Origin of the sequence: Octadecabacter algicola, from assembly GCF_021532625.1 — a bacterium.
GTDB classification, from domain to species: domain Bacteria; phylum Pseudomonadota; class Alphaproteobacteria; order Rhodobacterales; family Rhodobacteraceae; genus Octadecabacter; species Octadecabacter algicola.
This window is the reverse complement of record NZ_JAKGAR010000004.1, coordinates 261,231-280,889: the sequence shown is the minus strand read 5'-3', so window position 1 is coordinate 280,889 and position 19,659 is coordinate 261,231. Positions and strand designations below refer to the sequence as shown.

General features: G+C 54.7%; 21 protein-coding genes. 7 read left to right on the top strand and 14 right to left on the bottom strand.

Annotation, left to right across the window (positions count from 1 at the left end):
* Nucleotides 1-303 precede the first annotated feature (303 nt).
* Together L0666_RS16480 and L0666_RS16475 are read right to left on the bottom strand one after the other, a co-directional pair.
* Nucleotides 304-627, bottom strand: a complete 324-nt coding sequence (locus L0666_RS16480) for an H-NS histone family protein (RefSeq protein ID WP_235262484.1) — start codon at nt 625-627, stop codon at nt 304-306.
* Nucleotides 628-793: 166 nt separating this feature from the next.
* The gene (locus L0666_RS16475; RefSeq protein ID WP_235262483.1) at nt 794-2,773 is read right to left on the bottom strand and encodes a protein meaA; all 1,980 of its coding nucleotides are present in this window, start codon (nt 2,771-2,773) and stop codon (nt 794-796) included.
* Between the two features lie 137 nt (nt 2,774-2,910).
* Between L0666_RS16475 and L0666_RS16470 the strand changes: the two genes are divergently transcribed.
* The 7 genes from L0666_RS16470 (at nt 2,911) to L0666_RS16440 (ending at nt 9,859) form a co-directional block, all read left to right on the top strand.
* Complete coding sequence (locus L0666_RS16470; protein WP_235262482.1) at nt 2,911-4,269, top strand: 1-acyl-sn-glycerol-3-phosphate acyltransferase; 1,359 nt, start codon at nt 2,911-2,913, stop codon at nt 4,267-4,269.
* A gap of 140 nt (nt 4,270-4,409) precedes the next feature.
* The gene (ccrA, locus tag L0666_RS16465) at nt 4,410-5,687 is read left to right on the top strand and encodes a crotonyl-CoA carboxylase/reductase (RefSeq protein WP_235262481.1); all 1,278 of its coding nucleotides are present in this window, start codon (nt 4,410-4,412) and stop codon (nt 5,685-5,687) included.
* A 200-nt stretch (nt 5,688-5,887) separates the two neighbouring features.
* The gene (locus tag L0666_RS16460) at nt 5,888-6,103 is read left to right on the top strand and encodes a hypothetical protein (RefSeq protein WP_235262480.1); all 216 of its coding nucleotides are present in this window, start codon (nt 5,888-5,890) and stop codon (nt 6,101-6,103) included.
* A complete protein-coding gene (locus L0666_RS16455; RefSeq protein ID WP_235262479.1) occupies nt 6,048-6,821 on the top strand; it encodes a helix-turn-helix transcriptional regulator in 774 nt (257 codons plus the stop codon). The genes L0666_RS16460 and L0666_RS16455 overlap by 56 nt, the downstream gene beginning before the upstream one ends.
* A 90-nt stretch (nt 6,822-6,911) precedes the next feature.
* Nucleotides 6,912-7,550, top strand: coding sequence for an acyl-homoserine-lactone synthase (locus L0666_RS16450; RefSeq protein ID WP_235262478.1), 639 nt, complete (start codon nt 6,912-6,914; stop codon nt 7,548-7,550).
* Between the two features lie 39 nt (nt 7,551-7,589).
* Entirely contained in the window at nt 7,590-9,134 is a 1,545-nt protein-coding gene (locus tag L0666_RS16445) for an ATP-dependent DNA helicase (RefSeq protein ID WP_235262477.1), read from the top strand.
* On the top strand, nt 9,131-9,859 hold the full coding sequence (locus L0666_RS16440; protein ID WP_235262476.1) for an SDR family oxidoreductase: 729 nt from the start codon (nt 9,131-9,133) through the stop codon (nt 9,857-9,859). The genes L0666_RS16445 and L0666_RS16440 overlap by 4 nt, the downstream gene beginning before the upstream one ends.
* On the opposite strand, the gene L0666_RS16435 is transcribed toward L0666_RS16440, so the two are convergent.
* The 12 genes from L0666_RS16435 to L0666_RS16380 form a co-directional block, all read right to left on the bottom strand.
* The gene (locus L0666_RS16435; protein ID WP_235262475.1) at nt 9,860-10,627 is read right to left on the bottom strand and encodes a TIGR02186 family protein; all 768 of its coding nucleotides are present in this window, start codon (nt 10,625-10,627) and stop codon (nt 9,860-9,862) included.
* A complete protein-coding gene (locus L0666_RS16430; protein ID WP_235262474.1) occupies nt 10,627-11,547 on the bottom strand; it encodes a sulfite exporter TauE/SafE family protein in 921 nt (306 codons plus the stop codon). Before L0666_RS16430 ends, L0666_RS16435 begins: the two co-directional genes overlap by 1 nt.
* Before the next feature lie 74 nt (nt 11,548-11,621).
* Nucleotides 11,622-12,425, bottom strand: a complete 804-nt coding sequence (locus tag L0666_RS16425; protein ID WP_235262473.1) for a purine-nucleoside phosphorylase — start codon at nt 12,423-12,425, stop codon at nt 11,622-11,624.
* Nucleotides 12,409-13,569, bottom strand: coding sequence for an ABC transporter permease (locus L0666_RS16420; protein WP_235262472.1), 1,161 nt, complete (start codon nt 13,567-13,569; stop codon nt 12,409-12,411). The genes L0666_RS16425 and L0666_RS16420 overlap by 17 nt, the downstream gene beginning before the upstream one ends.
* A 3-nt stretch (nt 13,570-13,572) precedes the next feature.
* Complete coding sequence (locus tag L0666_RS16415) at nt 13,573-14,679, bottom strand: ABC transporter permease (protein WP_235262471.1); 1,107 nt, start codon at nt 14,677-14,679, stop codon at nt 13,573-13,575.
* On the bottom strand, nt 14,679-16,220 hold the full coding sequence (locus L0666_RS16410) for an ABC transporter ATP-binding protein (RefSeq protein ID WP_235262470.1): 1,542 nt from the start codon (nt 16,218-16,220) through the stop codon (nt 14,679-14,681). The genes L0666_RS16415 and L0666_RS16410 overlap by 1 nt, the downstream gene beginning before the upstream one ends.
* A gap of 1 nt (nt 16,221) precedes the next feature.
* The gene (locus L0666_RS16405; protein WP_235262469.1) at nt 16,222-16,530 is read right to left on the bottom strand and encodes a hypothetical protein; all 309 of its coding nucleotides are present in this window, start codon (nt 16,528-16,530) and stop codon (nt 16,222-16,224) included.
* The gene (locus tag L0666_RS16400; RefSeq protein WP_235262468.1) at nt 16,527-16,895 is read right to left on the bottom strand and encodes a molecular chaperone GroEL; all 369 of its coding nucleotides are present in this window, start codon (nt 16,893-16,895) and stop codon (nt 16,527-16,529) included. The genes L0666_RS16405 and L0666_RS16400 overlap by 4 nt, the downstream gene beginning before the upstream one ends.
* An 81-nt stretch (nt 16,896-16,976) precedes the next feature.
* Nucleotides 16,977-17,975, bottom strand: a complete 999-nt coding sequence (locus L0666_RS16395) for a BMP family lipoprotein (protein ID WP_235262467.1) — start codon at nt 17,973-17,975, stop codon at nt 16,977-16,979.
* Between the two features lie 173 nt (nt 17,976-18,148).
* Nucleotides 18,149-18,562 carry a GNAT family N-acetyltransferase gene (locus tag L0666_RS17215; RefSeq protein ID WP_235262466.1) on the bottom strand — a complete coding sequence of 138 codons (414 nt, stop codon included), beginning with the start codon at nt 18,560-18,562 and terminating at the stop codon, nt 18,149-18,151.
* The gene (gene tsaB, locus L0666_RS16385; RefSeq protein ID WP_336246282.1) at nt 18,559-19,236 is read right to left on the bottom strand and encodes a tRNA (adenosine(37)-N6)-threonylcarbamoyltransferase complex dimerization subunit type 1 TsaB; all 678 of its coding nucleotides are present in this window, start codon (nt 19,234-19,236) and stop codon (nt 18,559-18,561) included. Before tsaB ends, L0666_RS17215 begins: the two co-directional genes overlap by 4 nt.
* Nucleotides 19,229-19,657 (bottom strand): GFA family protein, encoded by a 429-nt coding sequence (locus L0666_RS16380; protein ID WP_235262465.1) that lies wholly within the window; start codon nt 19,655-19,657, stop codon nt 19,229-19,231. Before L0666_RS16380 ends, tsaB begins: the two co-directional genes overlap by 8 nt.
* Nucleotides 19,658-19,659 lie beyond the last annotated feature (2 nt).

Sequence of the window (19,659 nt, the reverse complement as noted above, 5' to 3'; positions counted from 1 at the left end):
TAGCAGGTGGTGAATTGGCGATCACCGCACCCGCACGGGATGATTAAAGTAGCAGTCTTTTGGATGATCCAGTCGAGTTGGAACTCGTTCTCGCGTCCTAGCACTCCCATGGTGGCAAGCGTCAGACAACAGGAGTGAACTCCCGAGCGGGACTGGCGATGAGGAAGACGTTGTCGATGGTTGGATGGACGCCACTGGTATTTTGACTCCAGAGACATGATCACGCGGCAAGTCTGTGGGATCGGATGTATTCTAACCGATCCCTATTTTGTCGCAGCTGAAACTCGGTTCATTTCGTTCAAATTAGATCGCCATGCTGGCTGGGTCAGCGCCGCCGGCAACAGCAGACTTAAACCATTCGGGCTGGCGTCCTTTACCAGTCCAAGTTTGGGACGCATCAGTAGGGTTCGCGTATTTAGGAGCCGATTTGGTTTTCGGGCCGGACTTACGTGCAGCTTTGCCGCCCAACACTTCTTCCAAGGTAAGATTATTGGCAGCAGCCAGTTTTTCCATTTCTGCTCGAACTTTTTTAACATCCTGCTTATGCAGGTTCTCAAGAGCGATGTTCACGTCGCGGCCTAGATTTTCGAGATCTTTTCGTGTCATTGATTCAAGATCGAATTTCATATGTTTGTCCCCTTATTATGCCATCGGCAGTAAGAAACGCGCAGGCGTTAAAAAAGGACGCATGCGCCCAAATTAGACAAAAAGATATGAAATTTCTCGCGATTTGCGGAAATTTGCCGATTTGGCGTTCCAATTGGTTTACGCTGGTTGGGTAATAGAACCGTCGTTATTGCGCAGCAATTGTTGCCGGATCAGCCAAGGTCACAATATCATTCATGATGACATTCAACTCGAAATCTTTGGGTGTATAGACCCGCGCGACACCGATAGCTTCCAAATGCGCGGCGTCTTCATCTGGGATAATTCCGCCGACAACGACCGGAATATGATCAAGCCCTTGGGCGCGCAATTTTTCCATCAACTCAGTAATCAATGGAATATGTGACCCTGATAGAATTGACAGGCCAATGACATGTGCTTCATCCCGAACGGCGGCCTCGAGGATCTCATCGGGCGTTAATCTGATGCCTTCGTAGGTGATGTCCATGCCGCAATCACGCGCACGGGCAGCGATCTGTTCGGCTCCGTTTGAGTGACCATCAAGGCCAGGTTTGCCCATCAGGAACTTCAACTTACGCCCCAGCTTTGAGCTTACCGCCGAAACGCGCTCGCGAATATCGTCTAGGCCTTCGGTACGGTTGGATGGGTTGTGGCTCACACCGGTCGGACCTCGGTATTGACCGAACGCCTGACGGATCACTTCCGCCCATTCGCCCGTTGTAACCCCTGCTTTTGCGGCCGCGATGGATGGGATCATGATGTTGCTGCCATCCAGCGCAGCGGCCTTCAGGTCCGCAAGTGCTTTGGCGACCGCGTCACCGTCTCTGTCGGTTTTCCACGCATCAAGGCGCGTAAGCTGATCTGCTTCGGCTTCCGGGTCGCTCACCATAATCGCGTCTTCACCAGACGTTAGTGGGGACGGTTCACCATTTTGGAACTTGTTCACGCCAATAACGGTGGTTTCGCCTGTTTCAATTCCGGCAATGCGTGCGGCATTTGATTCAACCAAACGCCCTTTCATATATTCGATCTTTTCTTGCGCATCGCCCATAGCGTTGATTTGTGCTAATTCTGCACGCGCTCCGTCCTTCAACGCATTCACTTTGCGCTCCACGGCGGGGTTGCCTTCAAACAGATCGTCGTATTCCAGCAGATCGGTTTCAAACGCCAGAATCTGTTGCATTCGCAATGACCACTGCTGGTCCCAAGGGCGTGGCAAACCCAAGGCTTCGTTCCATGCCGGTAATTGCACTGCGCGGGCGCGGGCATCTTTGGACAATGTCACTGCTAACATTTCGATCAAAATGCGGTAAACGTTATTCTCAGGCTGCTGCTCTGTAAGGCCCAATGAATTGACCTGAACCCCATAGCGGAAACGGCGGAATTTCGGATCTTCAACACCATAACGTTCAGCGCAAATCTCATCCCAAAGTTCAACAAAAGCGCGCATTTTGCACATCTCGGTTACGAACCGAATTCCCGCATTCACAAAGAATGAAATGCGCCCCACCATGGCTGGGAAATTCTCGGCAGGAACTTTTCCTTTCAGATCGTCCAGAACTGCAATTGCAGTCGCCAAAGCAAAGGCCAGTTCTTCTTCCGGCGTCGCACCTGCCTCTTGTAGGTGGTAGGAACAGACGTTCATCGGGTTCCATTTGGGTAGGTGCTCGCGGGTAAACGCGGCCACATCTGTAATCATCCGCAAGGACGGGGCAGGGGGGCAGATATATGTTCCGCGGCTTAGGTATTCTTTGATGATGTCGTTCTGCACGGTGCCCTGCAGGGCGGACACATCCGCACCCTGCTCTTCGGCTACAGCGATATACAGCGCCAACAACCAAGGGGCCGTTGCGTTGATCGTCATCGAGGTGTTCATCTTTTCCAAAGGAATATCATTAAACAGCGCACGCATGTCGCCCAAATGGCAGACTGGAACCCCAACTTTGCCGACTTCGCCCCGTGCCAGCACGTGATCGCTGTCATAACCCGTCTGCGTTGGCAGATCGAACGCAACCGAAAGCCCCGTCTGCCCCTTTGCCAGATTGCCCCGATACAGCGCATTCGATGCTTTTGCCGTTGAGTGGCCGGCATAGGTGCGAAACAGCCAAGGGCGGTCTTTTGTCGGTGTTTTCTGCGTCTGCGACATAGCGGGGCCTCGTGAATCAGTTCGCGCAATTATATTGCTTTCATGCGTTGCTAACCGACATATTATGCTTTTGTCAACGCGCTGCACTGCGGCATGACCCCATTTACGTTAGGGGCTAAGCCTGACAGTTTCCCCCCATGACAACCCCAATCGCGATACCCCTTTGGCTGTTGGTCTTGATGGTGCTGTTTGCCGCCGTGACCTTTGCTTCACATTTTCTGTTTCCGTCCGTGCGCTGGTTCTTTCGCCGACGTGCCGAAAAGGTCGTCGCACGATTAAACAAGCGACTGGCCAAACCGATTGAGCCGTTCAAGCTTGCGCGGCGTTACGATACCATCGAACGTTTGGTGTTTGATCCCGAAGTCATCAAAGCCGTTAATGAATACGCCAATGCTGAAGACGTCCGCGAAGACGTGGCCTTTGAGAAGGCTCGCCACTACGCTCGTGAGATTGTGCCATCCTTTTCAGCCACGGCTTATTTTTCGTTCGGGATGCGTTTGGCGAAATGGATGTCGCGTTTCTTGTACCGTTTGCGCGTCGGACAATTTGACCGTGCCGAGTACGAAGCGATCGACAAAGACGCGACCGTGATCTTTGTAATGAACCACCGCTCCAACATGGATTACGTACTGGTAACCCATTTGGTCAGCCGCGCAGGCGCACTGTCGTATGCGGTAGGCGAATGGGCGCGGGTTTGGCCGCTGTCGGCCGTTATCAAGATGATGGGCGGTTACTTTATCCGTCGTAAATCCCGCAGTACGCCCCGAGCACGCGCCTTATATCGTAAGGTTCTAGCACGTTACGTCCAGATGGCGACGACGGGTGGTGTTACCCAAGCGGTCTTTCCCGAAGGCGGCCTATCCATTACTGGGGCGCTGAGTGATCCGCGTTTGGGAATCCTAAGTTACATCGTAGACGGCTATGACGCAGATGGCCGCGATGTGATCTTTGTTCCTGTGGCATTGAACTATGACCGCGTCCTCGAAGACCGGTTCTTGATACAGGCCCATATCTCTGGGAAGCGCCGCTTCCGCCCGCCATTGTTTACGGTCTTGGGCGGTGTTTTTGGTTATCTTTGGGCGCGACTTCGGGGCAAAATGACAACCTTCGGCACGGCAAACGTCAGTTTCGGGCAACCTCTCTCTCTTAAGGAATTTGTCCAAAGCCATTCAGGTAAGACCGAGGCCGTCGGCAGCGCACTGATGTCGCGGATTGCCGGCGCGGTGCCGCTCCTGCCAGTGCCGCTCGTGGCGCATGCCGTGTTAGCTGGTGCCAAATCAGCAGCCGAAGTGACCACTTATATCACTGAAGCCCTCGAAACGCTCCCCGTCTCCGTTCCCAAACCCCGCCGCAACGCAAGCGACATCGCCAAGGATGGTATCGCCAATTTGCGTCGTCGTGACATCCTGACAGGCACCGAGTCGTTCACCTACACAGAAGATGATGGGGCTGTTCTGCAATACTACGCCAACTCGATTGGCCACCATTTCCCATAACGCTGCGCTGCGGCGGACATAAAATTACAAAAAAACGCCCTACAGAGTTGCAATCTTTCTTCATCGGTTCTAATCCTTGCTCAAAGCCGCAGTGATTCCGCGCTGCAGCAATCAAGTTTATGGACCCGATGGAGACGCACATGGCCCTCGATGACAACGCAGCCTTCACTTACGAAGCAGAGAAAAAAGACCTCTATGAGATGGGGGAAATCCCGCCGATGGGTCACGTTCCTGCACAGATGTATGCATGGACGATCCGCCGCGAACGCCACGGCGAACCTGACAAGGCGTTCGAACTCGAAGTCGTGGACACACCAAAGCTCGACAGCCACGAAGTTCTCGTGCTCGTTATGGCTGCAGGCGTTAACTATAACGGTGTTTGGGCTGGTCTCGGTCAACCTATCAGCCCGTTTGATGGGCATGGCGCAGATTACCACATTGCAGGCTCTGACGCGTCTGGCATCGTCTGGGCAGTTGGCGACAAAGTGAAACGCTGGAAGATCGGCGATGAAGTTGTAGTGCACTGCAACCAAGACGACGGTGATGACGAGGAATGCAACGGCGGCGATCCGATGTTCTCTACCTCTCAGCGGATCTGGGGTTACGAAACACCAGACGGTTCATTCGCGCAGTTCACCAACGTGCAAGCGCAGCAATTGATGCCGCGCCCGCAGCATCTGACGTGGGAAGAAGCGGCTTGCTATACACTGACACTCGCGACGGCCTACCGCATGTTGTTCGGTCACGAACCACATGACCTCAAGCCAGGTCAGAACGTTCTCGTTTGGGGCGCATCTGGTGGTCTTGGCTCTTACGCGATCCAGCTGATTAACACGGCAGGAGCCAACGCGATCGGCGTGATCTCGGACGAAGATAAACGTGACTTCGTGATGGGCCTTGGTGCCAAAGGCGTTATCAACCGCAAGGACTTTAACTGCTGGGGTCAGCTGCCGACGGTAAACACACCAGAGTATGCAGCTTGGTTCAAAGAAGCACGTAAGTTTGGCAAGGCAATTTGGGACATTACTGGTAAAGGCAATAACGTCGACATGGTGTTTGAACACCCTGGCGAAGCAACATTCCCTGTCTCCACGCTTGTTTGCAAAAAGGGCGGCATGGTCGTGATTTGTGCGGGCACCACGGGGTTCAACTGTACGTTTGACGTGCGCTACCTCTGGATGCACCAAAAGCGCGTTCAGGGTAGCCACTTTGCGCACCTGAAACAGGCGTCCTCGGCTAACAACCTAATGGTTGAGCGCCGCCTTGATCCGTGCATGTCCGAAGTTTTCCCATGGGATGAGCTGCCAGCGGCGCACACCAAGATGCTGCGCAACGAACATAAGCCGGGCAACATGTCAGTTCTGGTTCAGGCCCCTAAAACGGGTCTGCGTACCCTCGAAGAGGTTCTCGACGCCTAGGGCTAAACCGCACCGCGACGCGACAAATAAAAGATGGGGCCGCCAGCAAGAGCTGTGCGGCCCCAATTCGTTTTCAATCGCTTGCGAAAATCATCCCTCCCCATTTCCGGCGGGGTCGTTTCAGTAGGGTGATTTGTTAATCACTCCGATTCTATACTCGTGACTTAACCATTCTTTAACGGAACACGCAGAGGGTAAAAATGGGACAGAAATGGATCATCGACGTAATTTCCGACCTGCGTGCCTTCGCCGATCAGAATGGGCTGCCTCTTTTGGCTGCCCAACTGGACGTCACGTCTAGCATTGCCGAGTCTGAGATCACCTCGATGCTAGAAGGGGCGCCCCAAGCGGCGAATGTAAATGAAAGCCAACCTGCAGCCGTTCTTGCTGAAATTGGATCAGGCCACAGGCCTTAACGATCTCCAAGATTGCATTACCGCGCTGCGCGATCATTTCGATATCGCGCATCTGGTCTATCACTGGGTTTCTGCGGACGGCGAACAATACGGTTGTGGTACCTATGCCGCCTCATGGGTGCAGCATTATCTTGACCAAGGGTATCTGCGTATTGATCCCGTTGTGATTGGCTGTTTCCAACGGTTTCACCCTGTCGATTGGAAAGCCCTTGATTGGACCAGCAAGTCCGCCATCACGTTTCGATCAGAAGCGCTTAGCGCCGGTGTCGGTAATCAGGGCTATTCGATCCCGATACGCGGCCCCTCAGGCCAGTTCGCAATGTTTTCGATTTCGGGAAATGCCGACGATGTCACTTGGGCCAACCTGATCGAAAAACACCGTCGCGATTGGCTGCTTTGTGCACATTCCTTCAACCAAAAAGCGTTGGAGCTGGAAACAAGACGCCTGCCCAATCCCGTGAAACCGCTTTCGGGGAGAGAAGTCGATGTTCTGACTCTTTTGGCAATGGGATATTCGCGTGGTCAGGTGGCGCAAACGCTGTCAATTTCTGAACATACCTTGAGGGCTTACGTCGAAGGCGCACGTTTCAAACTCGGTGCATCAAACACCATGCATGCAGTCGCCCGTGCGGTTTCCGAAGGGTTGATTGTTATGGGCGGTGCTGCCCGCAATGCCAGCGGTGATTGGCCCGGAAGAACGGGTGCTGCTGCAGAATAAACTACGCGTGCAACACCTAACGCGCGCCATCCAAACCTAGCATTAATTCCTGTGAGTTAGCGTTCCATCCCAACGGATGGAGGCCCGAAAATGCTACGATATCTTTATGGATCGCAACTTAAGCTACACCCAGTCTTGGCGGACTCGATGTTTCGCCATCGTGCCGCACAGTTTCACGATCGCCTTGGATGGGACGTTACCGTTGATAGAAATGGGCACGAACGAGACAGTTATGATGACCATGACCCTCTGTATGTGATCTGGCAAATCCCAAATGGGCGTCACGGTGGGTCCATGCGATTTTTGCCGACCACAGGGCCAACGATGGTGAACGATCACTTCAGCGACCTAATGGGTGGAGGCAAAATCTGTAGTAAGTATATCTGGGAATCTACGCGATTTTGTTTGGCGCCAGATGCCAATGCCCGAGTGGCCGCCGCCCTAATGCTGGGCGGGGGGGAATTGATGCGTGGCTTTGGTGTCCGCCAATTCGTCGGCGTTTTTGATGCGCGCATGGTTCGCATTTACCGCCGCACCGGATCAAGCCCGACTGTCTTAGGCAGCAGCGGGCAAGGGCGCGATAAGATCAGCGTTGGTCTTTGGGACTACCACCCGACGGATCGCTTAAATGTTTTGGCGCGCGCTGGGCTCTCATCAACGGTATCCGAACACTGGTATGCGCGGGCCTTTGGGCAAAAGCCCGAAAATTCCCGCCCCGTCGCAGCCTAACCGCTGGCCCCGCCTGCGCCCCGCCGTTAGGGTCGCGCCATGACTGATATTGCCTTAACCCTCTCTGACGACCAAGCCGAAGCATGGGACGCCGTGTCCGACCTTTTGGGCGCGGCTGGGGTGGACATCCTTAGCGGCGAAACGCGCCCGCCCACAGAAGCCTCCGACAGTTCTGTCGTCGCGGTCTTGGGCAAAGCGGGTAGTGGTAAGACCCTGCTTTTGGCTGAACTTTTCAAGTCCTTGAAAGAGGCCGGCGTTGATATTGTCTCGGGCGATTACGAGGGCAAAAAGCGCCGTGATCGGCGGACCCTCGCGATCCTCGCGCCGACAAACAAGGCGGCCAGTGTATTGCGTAACCGTGGGGTGCCCGCCACGACGATCCACCGTATTCTTTATACGCCGATGTATGATCCCGAGTACGAAAAGATCGCCGAATGGTTGGCCGGTCAGGGCGAAAAGCCCGAGATCGAGGGCCTCACCGAAGTCGCGCTGGATCGCGCCTTTGCATCGTATCAAATTAACTCGTCGGTACCTGCGGCGCTCGCGGCGGCAGGGTTGCGCGGCAGCGATTTCATCACCGGATGGAAGCGCCGTGAAGACCCTCTGGACATCGGTTTCGTTGATGAGTCTTCCATGCTTGATGCAAAGCAGTTTGGAGACCTAAAAGATATCTTTCCTACGCTTGTATTGTTTGGTGACCCCGCCCAGCTACCGCCCGTAAAGGCCGAAGGCGGGCAAATGGTGTTTCACAAATTGCCAGAGTCGCGCCAACTTGTGCTGTCCCGCGTTCACCGCCAGACAGCTGACAACCCGATCCTTGATTTGGCCCATGCGCTGGCTGACCCGCAGGTGGACTTCTACGCCTTCGAACAACTCGTTGCCGAAGCTGCTGCAAAAGATGATCGCGTCGTTATGGCTCAACGGGTCGAAAGCGATCTTATGGCGCGCAGCCCCTGCCTTGTGTGGCGCAACGCGACCCGCATCAAACTGATCCACGCCTTTCGCAATGCATTTGGTGCCCCGCCGGATGAACTCCTCGAAGGGGAACCGCTGATCTGTGACGGCATCGAACTGCCGGTGAAGCACCGTAAAAAACGTCTAGACCTTGAGGCCCGCGGCCTCATTAAAGGGGCGCAAGTGATCTACCTCGGACCAGGCCGCAAACCGGGGTTTTCGCGCCTTCATGTGATGGGGGCAGAAGACCCGCAAGTGAGCGCCGCCAGCATCGTGAAAATCGAACTAGAAGGCGACGAGGAACCTTTCATTCCTTTTGCCGCAAGGATGGGGGCGACTTTCCTTCATGGGGCCGCCGTCACGATCCACAAAGCCCAAGGCAGCCAGTGGGATACGGTGCAGGTGTTTGCACCGGACATCTACGCGGCCTCTCGCATGGGGCGGGTCGAGGCGGGACAGCCTTTGTGGAAACGTCTTGCCTATGTTGCCATCACCCGTGCTGAAAATCGCCTGTGCTGGGTGGTTCGAAACCGCCTCGCGCGGCCTTCTGGAACCCTGCGAACAGACGATTTGGTCGTCGCACCGGCCCCGTTGGAACTCCAAACGCAGATCGACGGAGACATACAATGAAAAGCATCATCATCACCGGTGCCAGCAGTGGCATTGGCCGAACTGTCGCTGAAAAGTTTCTGGCTGAAGGTTGGACTGTTGGCCTTATCGCGCGACGCGAACAGGCCCTGCACGATGTGGCAGGCGATCATGCCAATGCCCATGTGCTGCCTTGTGACGTTACCAATGCTGATGCTGTTGAACAGGCTTTCGCCAGTTTCGCTAGAGTTTCCCCGCAACTTGACGTTTTGTTTAACAATGCAGGCATTTTCACCGACCCTGCACCGATTGATGAAATTCCGGTTCAGGATTGGTTGGACGCGGTAAATGTGAATTTGACCGGCATGTTCTTGTGCGCTCGTGCCGCCTTTGGCGCGATGCGGCACCAATCCTCGCAAGGCGGGCGGATCATCAACAATGGGTCTGTTTCGGCCCATACTCCCCGTGAGGGATCGGTGACATATACAACCACCAAACATGGCGTCAGCGGGTTGACCAAAACCTTAGCGCTGGATGGTCGCCCCTTTGGCATCGCATGTGGTCAGATCGATATCGGCAATGCGGAAAGCCCAATGATCAATGCCATCGCCCAAAGAAACGCAGATGCGGGGCTTCCTCCTCCTCCTATGATCGAAGCGAGCCTCGTTGCGGATGCGATCTGGACCATGGCGAACTTGCCCCTGACAGCCAACACGCTGTTTCAGACATTGATGGCGACACAAATGCCCTTTGTCGGGCGTGGCTAGTTAGCGCTGGAAAACCCGGAACGCAGCAGATGCGAGCCAACCCGCCGCAATCGCAATCGCCAACGACATCAATCCGTAGAGCAGCGGTTGATTTCGCGATGTGTCATATAACCAACGTTCCAAACCGGCTTTATAGACGGCGATCTTGGTTTCATAACTGTCGACAACCAAACCATCTCGCGTGATGAAGATCCGCGCAACGTAGTCGCCTTCCGTCAACGCAGCGGGCAAAGAAATCTGGCCGCGAAAAAGAGTTTCCTCTTCAACATCAATGCCCCCTTCAAGGACCTGATATAATCCGGCTCCAGCCCGAATACGAATGAGGGCTTCTGTAAACGTTTCGGCGTTGGCGACCGTGTCAGGTGCGCCAACGGATCGGATCACACGAGGAATGCTAATTGCATGGCGTAAATCTTCGATGTCACGAAGCACAGCTGGCATAGGCGCCGAGGTCGCGACCGCATAAAATGAGGGTGCTTCGTCCACTTCGACAGCATCCGTGTTGGCCCAGATGCCGACGACACGTTCCTTGCGCCGAACCGTTACGGGTTCGCTTGGTCCCGCCAGTGTAATGATCACTTCCAAAGGGCCGCCGTCAGGCAACGGCGCGTCGCGCTTTACTGCTCCAAAGATCAAGACATCTGAACCGTTGAATGTTGCGGTAATCGCGACTTCATCGCGGCTAAGCCCAAGCACGATTTCTTCGGATTGAGCGGCGGCCATTGCCGGTAATAGGAACGCAATAAGAATGGCAAACAGACGGATCATCAGTGCCCCCCGCTTGCGCCAAGGGAATAAAGCTCGCTCGGAGTGAGCAACAGATCAAGCGCCAGCTTGCCGCACACCGCAAGAACCATCATGGCCAACAGAATGCGCAGCGATTCCGCTTTCATCTTCACTCCGATCCGAGTGCCAATCTGCGCCCCGATCACACCACCAACCAGCAACAATACGGCAAGGACGATATCAACAGTGAAGTTGGTCGTCGCGTGTAGCAGGGTGGTGAACGCGGTTACGAAAATGATCTGAAAAAGTGATGTGCCGATCACCACTTTGGTCGGCATGCCCAGAAGATAGATCATCGCGGGCACCATGATGAATCCGCCACCAACACCCATGATTGCCGCCAGAATGCCTACGGACAACCCCACCAAAAGCGGCGGAATAACCGAGATATAAAGTCCAGATACACGGAACTTCATCTTGAACGGCAGGGCATGTACCAGCCCGTGTTTACGCCGCACGGGAACGCCGCCACCCGGCTTTCGCGACCTGCGAATAGCGCGAAGGCTCTCAATAAACATCAGCCCGCCGACCACGCCCAAAAATACGACGTAGCAAAGTTTGACCAACAAATCGACTTGGCCCTGTGCCTTGAGGTAGTTGAACAAGACCACACCAATGGCAGCCCCAATCAACCCCCCAATAAGCAGTACCGTGCCCATTTTAAGATCAACGGTCTTACGTTTGAGATGTGCGAGAACACCCGAAAAAGAAGACGCCACAATCTGGTTGGCCTCTGTCGCAACCGCGACGGCTGGTGGAATTCCGATGAAAAACAAAAGCGGCGTCATCAAGAACCCGCCGCCCACACCGAACATGCCTGATAAAATGCCAACAATGCCGCCCAGTCCGAGCAACAAAAAGGCATTCACCGACACTTCCGCGATGGGCAGGTAAATTTGCATACGGTCTCTTACGCCTCTCTTGGCGGGTGGCGCTACGGCCAAATACAAGCCAGTCTTATGGCCAGATGTTATACTTAAATATGGGGTAACGCGGCTCGTAAGACCAGTTCAAGTTTCGCAGCACCTAACGGCGCCATTGCTTTGGTGTGTTCATGGCTGATGGATTCATTGGACATACCCGCCGCCATGTTGGTGATCGTAGAAATCGCAGCGCACCGCAGCCCAAGGAACCGACCAAGGATCACCTCAGGCACCGTGGACATACCGACGGCATCGGCGCCCAGCGTGCGGATCGCCTTGATCTCGGCAACGGTCTCAAAAGAAGGACCCGAGTACCATGCGTAAACACCGCTGTGCATATCGACCTTTGCCCCGTTGGCGGCGGTGTCCAACAGGTTGCGCAATTCTGGATCGTAGCAATCTTTCATTGGAACGAAACGCGCATCGGATTGTTCGCCAATCAAAGGGTTCAATCCGCTGAAATTGATGTGATCGCTTAGGTTCATAATCGAACCGGTCGGCATTTCGGGCACCATCGATCCTGCCGCATTGGTTGCGATCATCACTTCGCCGCCAAGCGCCTTTAGTACCTCAAGCGGTAAACGCATCGCGTCGCCACGTCCGCTCTCGTAATAATGCGCACGGCCACCAAACACGGCGACCCGCACCCCTTCAAGTTGACCAATCACGAGGTTTGGATTGTGACCGCTGACACCAGCATGAGGAAAGCCCTCAAGCTCGTCATAAGGTATGGCGACGCCTTCAACAGCACCTGCCAGATGGCCAAGCCCCGATCCGAGGATCAAGCCAACCTTGACCGGTGCATCGCCTGCAATTTCGCGGATCTTGTCCGCGAGCTCTTCAGCGTTCCTTGACATAAGGCTGCCCCCCAGCACGTGGTGGAATGGCCTTGCCGACAAAGCCTGCTAACACGATCACCACAAAGAGATAGGGTAGGGACTGGATCAACTGGCTTGGGACCTTAACGGTTTCGAACAATGCTGCCATCGCACCGATTTCATCGGTAACCGCGCCACGCCACGCCAACAATGCAATGAGCGTCAACACAGCCGACAAACCACCCAAGACCCAAAGGTCGATCTTTTCCTTGCGGGCCGCCCACGACGTCATAAGAACCGAAACGCCGATCAATAGCACCATGATCCAGATTACTTGCAATTGGATGTTCTGGAACCGGTTATCGATTGCAAAGAACAAGCCGAACAACAAACACGCGCCAAGCGCATACCACGGCCGCCATTTGGCAAAGATCAACGCCGCAAGCGCGATAAAGCCTCGGTTGGCCGTCATGTCTTTGGTGAAACCAGCCTGAACTGCGGTTGACAGATACGCCCCTGCAATGCCGCACAGAATACCGGCGATGATCACGGCACTAAACCGCAATCGCACCACGGAAATACCAGCCGTATCCACGGCTTCGGGTGCTTCGCCGACGGCACGCAGGCGTAGGCCAAACCGTGTCCGATACAAAATCCACCATGACAAAGGCACAGTCAGTAGGCCCAGATATACAAGGATCGAGTGACCAGAGATGAATTCGGAGTAAAACTGCATGCCGGGGCTGGCTTGCATCTTGTCGCGTACCCGTGTCAACGCACCTGGGAAGTCAACGCTGCCAAACCGTGCTTCACGTGGCAAGGACGGTGTGCGCCCGCCTTGTGCGAACCAGCCTTGTGCGATGACGACCGTCAAACCGGCGGCGAAAAAGTTGATCGCAACGCCCGAAATCAATTGGTTTCCGCGGAACGTGATCGATGCGATCCCGTGGATTAACGACAAAGTCACAGAGATTGCGATGCCGGCCAATAGACCAACCCAAACCGACCCCGTGGTGAATGACACAGCCGCGGCCAGAAACGCCGCCGCAAGCATCTTACCCTCAAGGCCGATGTCAAAAATACCGGCGCGTTCTGAAAACAGACCTGCCAAACAGGCGAGCAACAATGGGATCGCCATGCGTACGGATGCATCGCCAAGCTGAACGAATGTAAAGAAATCCATGTCTTATTCCCCCGCCACTGAACTGCGATCCATGCGCAGGAAAATCTTACGGATCGGGCTGCGCACCATTTCATCCAACGCGCCTGTGAACATGATCACCAAGGCCTGAATGACGACAACAATCTGCACCTGTACCGACGTTGCCGCCGACAGTTCAGCACCCCCTTGATAGAGCGCACCAAACAACAGCGCTGCAATGACAATGCCGACAGGGTGGTTTCGCCCCATCAACGCCACGGCAATCCCGATGAAACCAGCGCCGCCTGCGGCGTTGTCCACCAATTGCGGTGAATTGATACCCATCGTGTTGTTAACGGCCATCATCCCAGCGAGCCCGCCAGAAATGAGCAGCGCAATCATGGTGATGTTAACAGCGGAAATTCCCGAATATTTTGCGGCACTTTCTGAGCGACCTAATGCGCGGATCTCAAAACCCAACCGCGTGTGCCAGATCAACGCCCAAACACCGACGCAGGCTGCTAAGGCAAGGAAGATTGAGATGTTCACAGGGGAGCGACCGAACAGATCAAGCCCGAAGACACCTGCCAGATCATGAAGTGATGGCAAATGCGTCGCTTCAGGGAAAATCCCCGTAGCTACCTGCATGGTTCCCGCAGGTTTTAGCGGCCCAGCGAGCATGAAAATCAACAAACCCGATGCCATGAAATTAAACATGATCGTCGTGATTACGATGTGCGATCCGCGCCGCGCCTGTAGATATGCAGGGATCACGACCCATAGTGCGCCGAACAACGCGGCCGCTGCCGAGCCTGCGACCAAAGCCAATGTCCAATGGGGCCACGGAATGAAAATACAGACGATCGCCGCACCAAGGCCGCCCAATAACACCTGACCTTCACCACCAATGTTAAACAAAGACGCATGAAACGCGACCGCGACGCAAAGGCCTGTGAAGATAAAGTTGGTGGCATAAAATAGCGTATACCCAAGGAAATCGGACGTTCCGACCGCGCCGTACGCCATCAGTTTAATCGCCTCCCACGGGTTCTGGCCGATCGCCATAAATACAATCACCGAAATGATCGCCGCCAGTATCAGCGAGATCACCGGAACGAGCACCACATCGGCCCACTTTGGCATGCCATCCATTACGCTGCCTCCCCGTCAGTCATGCCTGCCATCAGCAGGCCTAGTTCTTTTTCATCCGTCTCATTGGGCAGTCGCTCGCCCATGATCTGCCCGTCAAACATGACGGCGATCCGGTCGCTTAGGCCCATGATCTCTTCCAGTTCTACAGAGACCAACAAAATCGCCTTGCCTGCATCCCGCAGGGCCACAATCTGTTGGTGAATAAATTCAATCGCACCGATATCCACGCCGCGCGTCGGCTGCCCGACAAGCAACACATCGGGATTGCGCTCAATTTCCCGAGCGACGACGATTTTCTGTTGGTTACCGCCGGAAAAATTCTTAGCCGCAAGCATTGGATTTGGCGGTCGTACATCGAAACGATCCATCTTTTCCTGCGTGTCTTTCAAGATGGCAGCATTGTCCATCAAGAGGCGGTTGCGCTGATAGCGAGGGTCATGATGATAGCCGAACGCGGTGTTTTCCCATGCGGCAAAATCCATGATCAGCCCTTCTTGCTGACGATCTTCCGGAACATGGGCAATGCCACGAGCCCGTCGGCTTTGGCCGTCGGATTTGTCACCCGTCAGATCCAATTGATCGCCGTTAAGATAGATCTCGCCAGTTGCTTTCTCATAACCGCCCAGCACTTCTAATAGCTCTGATTGTCCGTTGCCGGACACGCCCGCGATGCCCAAAATCTCTCCGGCGCGAATGTTGAATGACACGTCTTTGACGCGGTGTACGCCCTTGTCGTCGGTGACGTTTAGATTGCGAACATCCAACACAACGTCTTTGGGCTGTGCTGGCACCTTGTCTACCCGCAACAAGACTTTGCGCCCCACCATGCGTTCCGCAAGGTCGGCGGGATTTGTTTCGGACGTTTTAACGGTTGAGGTCATCTCACCACGGCGCATCACGCTCACCGTGTCGGTGATGTCCATAATTTCACGCAGCTTGTGCGTAATCAGGATGATGGTTTTGCCTTCTTCTTTGAGGCGCCCCAAAATGCGGAACAACTGGTCGGCCTCTGCGGGGGTCAGCACGCCAGTTGGCTCGTCCAAAATCAAAATATCGGCTTGGCGATAAAGTGCCTTCAGGATTTCAACGCGCTGCTGCATGCCGACGCCGATGTCTTCAATGATCGCATCGGGGTCGACATTAAGTTCATATTCTTCGGACAAGGCTGTCAGCTGTTTGCGGGCCTTGCGCAGGCTCGGTTTCAAGAGTGCGCCGTCTTCGGCCCCAAGCACCACGTTCTCCAAAACACTGAAGTTCTTCACCAGTTTGAAGTGCTGGAACACCATGCCAATACCAGCAGAAATCGCGGCCTGACTGTCTGGAATTTCGGTTTTGACACCGGATATAAAAACCTCACCTGCGTCGGCCTTATAAAACCCATACAGGATCGACATCAGGGTGGATTTACCCGCGCCGTTTTCACCAATAATGCCGTGGATCGTGCCGGGCATTACACGGATCGAAATATCCTTATTGGCTTGCACAGGGCCAAAGGCCTTGGAAATACCTTTGAGTTCGATGGCTGGTGCTATGTCATTCATATCAATACATCTTTCGGCAGAATACGGCGGCAATGTCGGCGGCGGTGATGCCATCAACCACGATTATCCCGCGATCGCCGATTGAGTTGGCCGTCGCAATCGCAGTGTTGAGTTGGTTCCGGATAACGCAGTGATACATTGTGCCACGTTGCCCGCTAAATTCAACAACAGCTCTGTCGTTTTGGCTGTATATGCGGTCAATGGTGATGTCAGGGTCGATCCCGGAATGCATCGGGTGTGCAGCGAGTGGGCCAGTTGTCCCAATGGTCACCAGCAGAAACGTGAAAATGCTTCGGTAGCCAGTCTTCACTCGACGGCTCCCACGCCGACAAACCCCGCCAACATTGTCAGTTTTCCACCTGCGTCGGAATCGCAGAAATAGGTGCCGTGTTGTACCATTTCTGATCCATCTGGTCCCATGCCGCCAAAGGCTACAATCGCGCGGGAGTATCCGTTCACTTCGTCACAAGAGGTCACTTTCGCGGTCCATCCCGGCGCGTTGGCGCTGAACATGCCGACATAGTCCGCAACTGCTTGGATTCCCGAAAGGCGCTCCTCGCTTCGAGGGTCGGAATATGTAACCGTTGAAGAACAGGCGTCTTTTAACATCGCCACCCGAGCATCCGCATCGGCCGTTCCCCAAGCGTCAAAGAATGTGGTCAGTGCATCGCTCATCTTACCGTCCCTCTTTGGATTATCGAAAAGGGCCGCACCGATCTGATCAGCGCGGCCCCCTTAACTGTCTGTCAGACCAGCTTAGAATTCAAGCACTGGGCAAGTTTCATCTGACATATAATCGTGGACCATCAGTTCGCCGGATGTGATCGAAGCAGCTGCTTCATCAACCATCGCCTGCATTTCAGCAGTCACCAGATCAGAGTTGAATTCGTCCAGGGCGTAACCTACGCCTTCGTTCGCAACGCCCATGACGTTGAAACCAACTTCAACTCCGTCACCAGCTGCGAATGCTTCGTAAACAGCGTTATCAACGCGCTTAAGCATCGATGTCAGAACCTGACCCGGGTACAGATAGTTCTGGTTCGCATCAACGCCGATGGACAAGATGCCCTCGTCAGCGGCTGTGCCCAAAACGCCGATACCTGTGCCGCCAGCAGCCGCAAATACAACGTCAGATCCTTGGCCAATCTGGCTCAATGTCAGCTCGGAGCCCTTTACCGGGTCATTCCAAGCGGCCGGCGTTGTGCCTGTCATGTTGGAAATAACTGTCGCGTCAGGGTTCACAGCCAGAACTCCTTGCGCGTAGCCACAAGCGAACTTGCGGATCAGCGGGATGTCCATGCCGCCGACGAATGATACTGTGTCTGTCTCGGATGCTTCGGCTGCCAACATACCAACAAGGTAAGAGCCTTCGTGCTCGTTAAAGACAACAGAACGCACGTTTGGCGCATCTACGACCATGTCGATGATCACGAATTTCGTGTCAGGGTAGTCGCCTGCTGCTTCGGACAATGGAGTCGCCCAAGAAAAACCAGCCATCACGATCGGGTTGTTGCCCGCTTCGGCAAAACGACGGATCGCTTGTTCGCGCTGGGCGTCGGATGTGATTTCGAACTCAGCGAACTCTTCGCCGGATTCTTCAGCCCAGCGAGTCGCGCCTCCGAATGCGGATTCGTTGAAGGATTTATCGAATTTACCACCCAGATCGTAAATGATTGCCGGGCCGTCAGCCAAAGCTGAACCAGCTGTCAGCGCCAAGGCCGCAGTGGCGCTCAGGAATGTTTTTGTAAGGCTCATGATGAGAACTCCCATGTTCTGTTGTCGTATTCTTATTGCTGGCCACAAAGGTCTGCGACCATCCAACAACGGCTCCCCGAAACGGGCAGGGCTGTCGTGCATGGCGCAAAGTAGGCAATGGCACGGGAGAAAGTTCAACCGATTCTTGAAAAAACGTGAACGGAACCCGATATTTACCCGCGAGACGTTGGGTAAAGTGCGACTTTCATACAGATCGCGGCAGCTCCGCTCGCATAATAGGCATCCCGTCGCGCAAAAGACGAAAAGCCCGCGTGGTCGTACAATGCGCAGGCAGCTTGGTTGTCCTCTGCGACGTCCAAAAACACATCTTCGATCTGCATATCCGCCAGCGTTACTAAGGCTTTTTGCAGCATATCATCCGCGCGCCCCTTACCTTGTTCGTCTGGGTGAGTAGCGAGCGTCAACACCTCGGCTTCGGGGCCGGCAAGCCTAAAAACAGCGAAACAGGTGTCATCGCCGCTGATCAAGATCTTAGGATCATTCAGATAAGTGGCAAAGTCCGTGACGGGCCAACCTTTGCCAAAAAAAGCGGCATCATGGGTTTGCGCTAGTCCTTCGGGCGTCACGGCAGGATCACGGGCGGTTCTTCGCGCGACGGGGCCGCATCTGCTGGGCGCACATAAAGAGGAGCAGGGCGATTGGTCGGCGCGTGGGCTTGTGCCGCGCCGATCCGAACGATCGCTTCGATGGAAGGTACAGGCTGCGGCGCGATGTCATGTTCTGAAGCGATGGGGCCCAAATAGGCATTGGCAACATCGTTTGCTGCTGGACCGCAAAACCGTGCTTCGGCCCGCGCAGGTACATCGGGGAATGCCTTTAGGTCGTTTAAGTCAACCAAGGCTGGCGACGGGTCGGCGCCCGAAACCAACGCTTGCACGTAAGCTTGGTCGCGTGGGGCGGGGATACAGGCGATTACATTATCCATCCCGTAAGCCGCTGACTGAAATCCACTGACCCCAATGGCTGGGACATCCAATCCCAACGCCAGCCCGCGTGCTGCACTGACGGCGATACGGATGCCCGTAAAATTACCCGGGCCTGTACCGACGGCAATCGCATCCAGATCAACCCATGCCGTACCTTCTTCCTCGAGCAATTCTTCCAACAACACCATCAGGCGTTCACCTTGACCGCGTGTCATATCTTCTTGGCGGGTCACAAGATGCCCATCCGCCTTAAGCAAGGCAGCGGCGCAAAACGGACCAGATGTATCAAACGCGAGCGTTACAGGATCAGTCATCAAAGGCCTCATTCAAGGTATCGCGCCCCGATGCTGTTACTCGGGCCAAATCATCCTCGATATGGAGCCATTTGGGTTTGGATGCCACATGACAATGTAACTGTGGTGGATAGTGATCTGGATTATTCAGCACCCCCACAGGCACATAGATCTGATCCGGCAAATAAGGGAATGCTGCCGTAAGAGGCGATCCACAATCAGGACAGTTTTGGCGCACGGCACCGCTTTCATAACGTGCACTGTTTACATTTGGGGTTACGGCTACATCATCTGTCGCGAAAGCTACAAATGCTGGCAGTGCTGCTCCAGTCCACCGCCTGCAGTCTGAGCAATGGCAGTACAGGACCGTGGAGGGATCGGCCGAGGTAGAAATGGAACAGGCGCCGCAATAGCAGCGCCCGATATTCCGTTGTTCGGTCATGC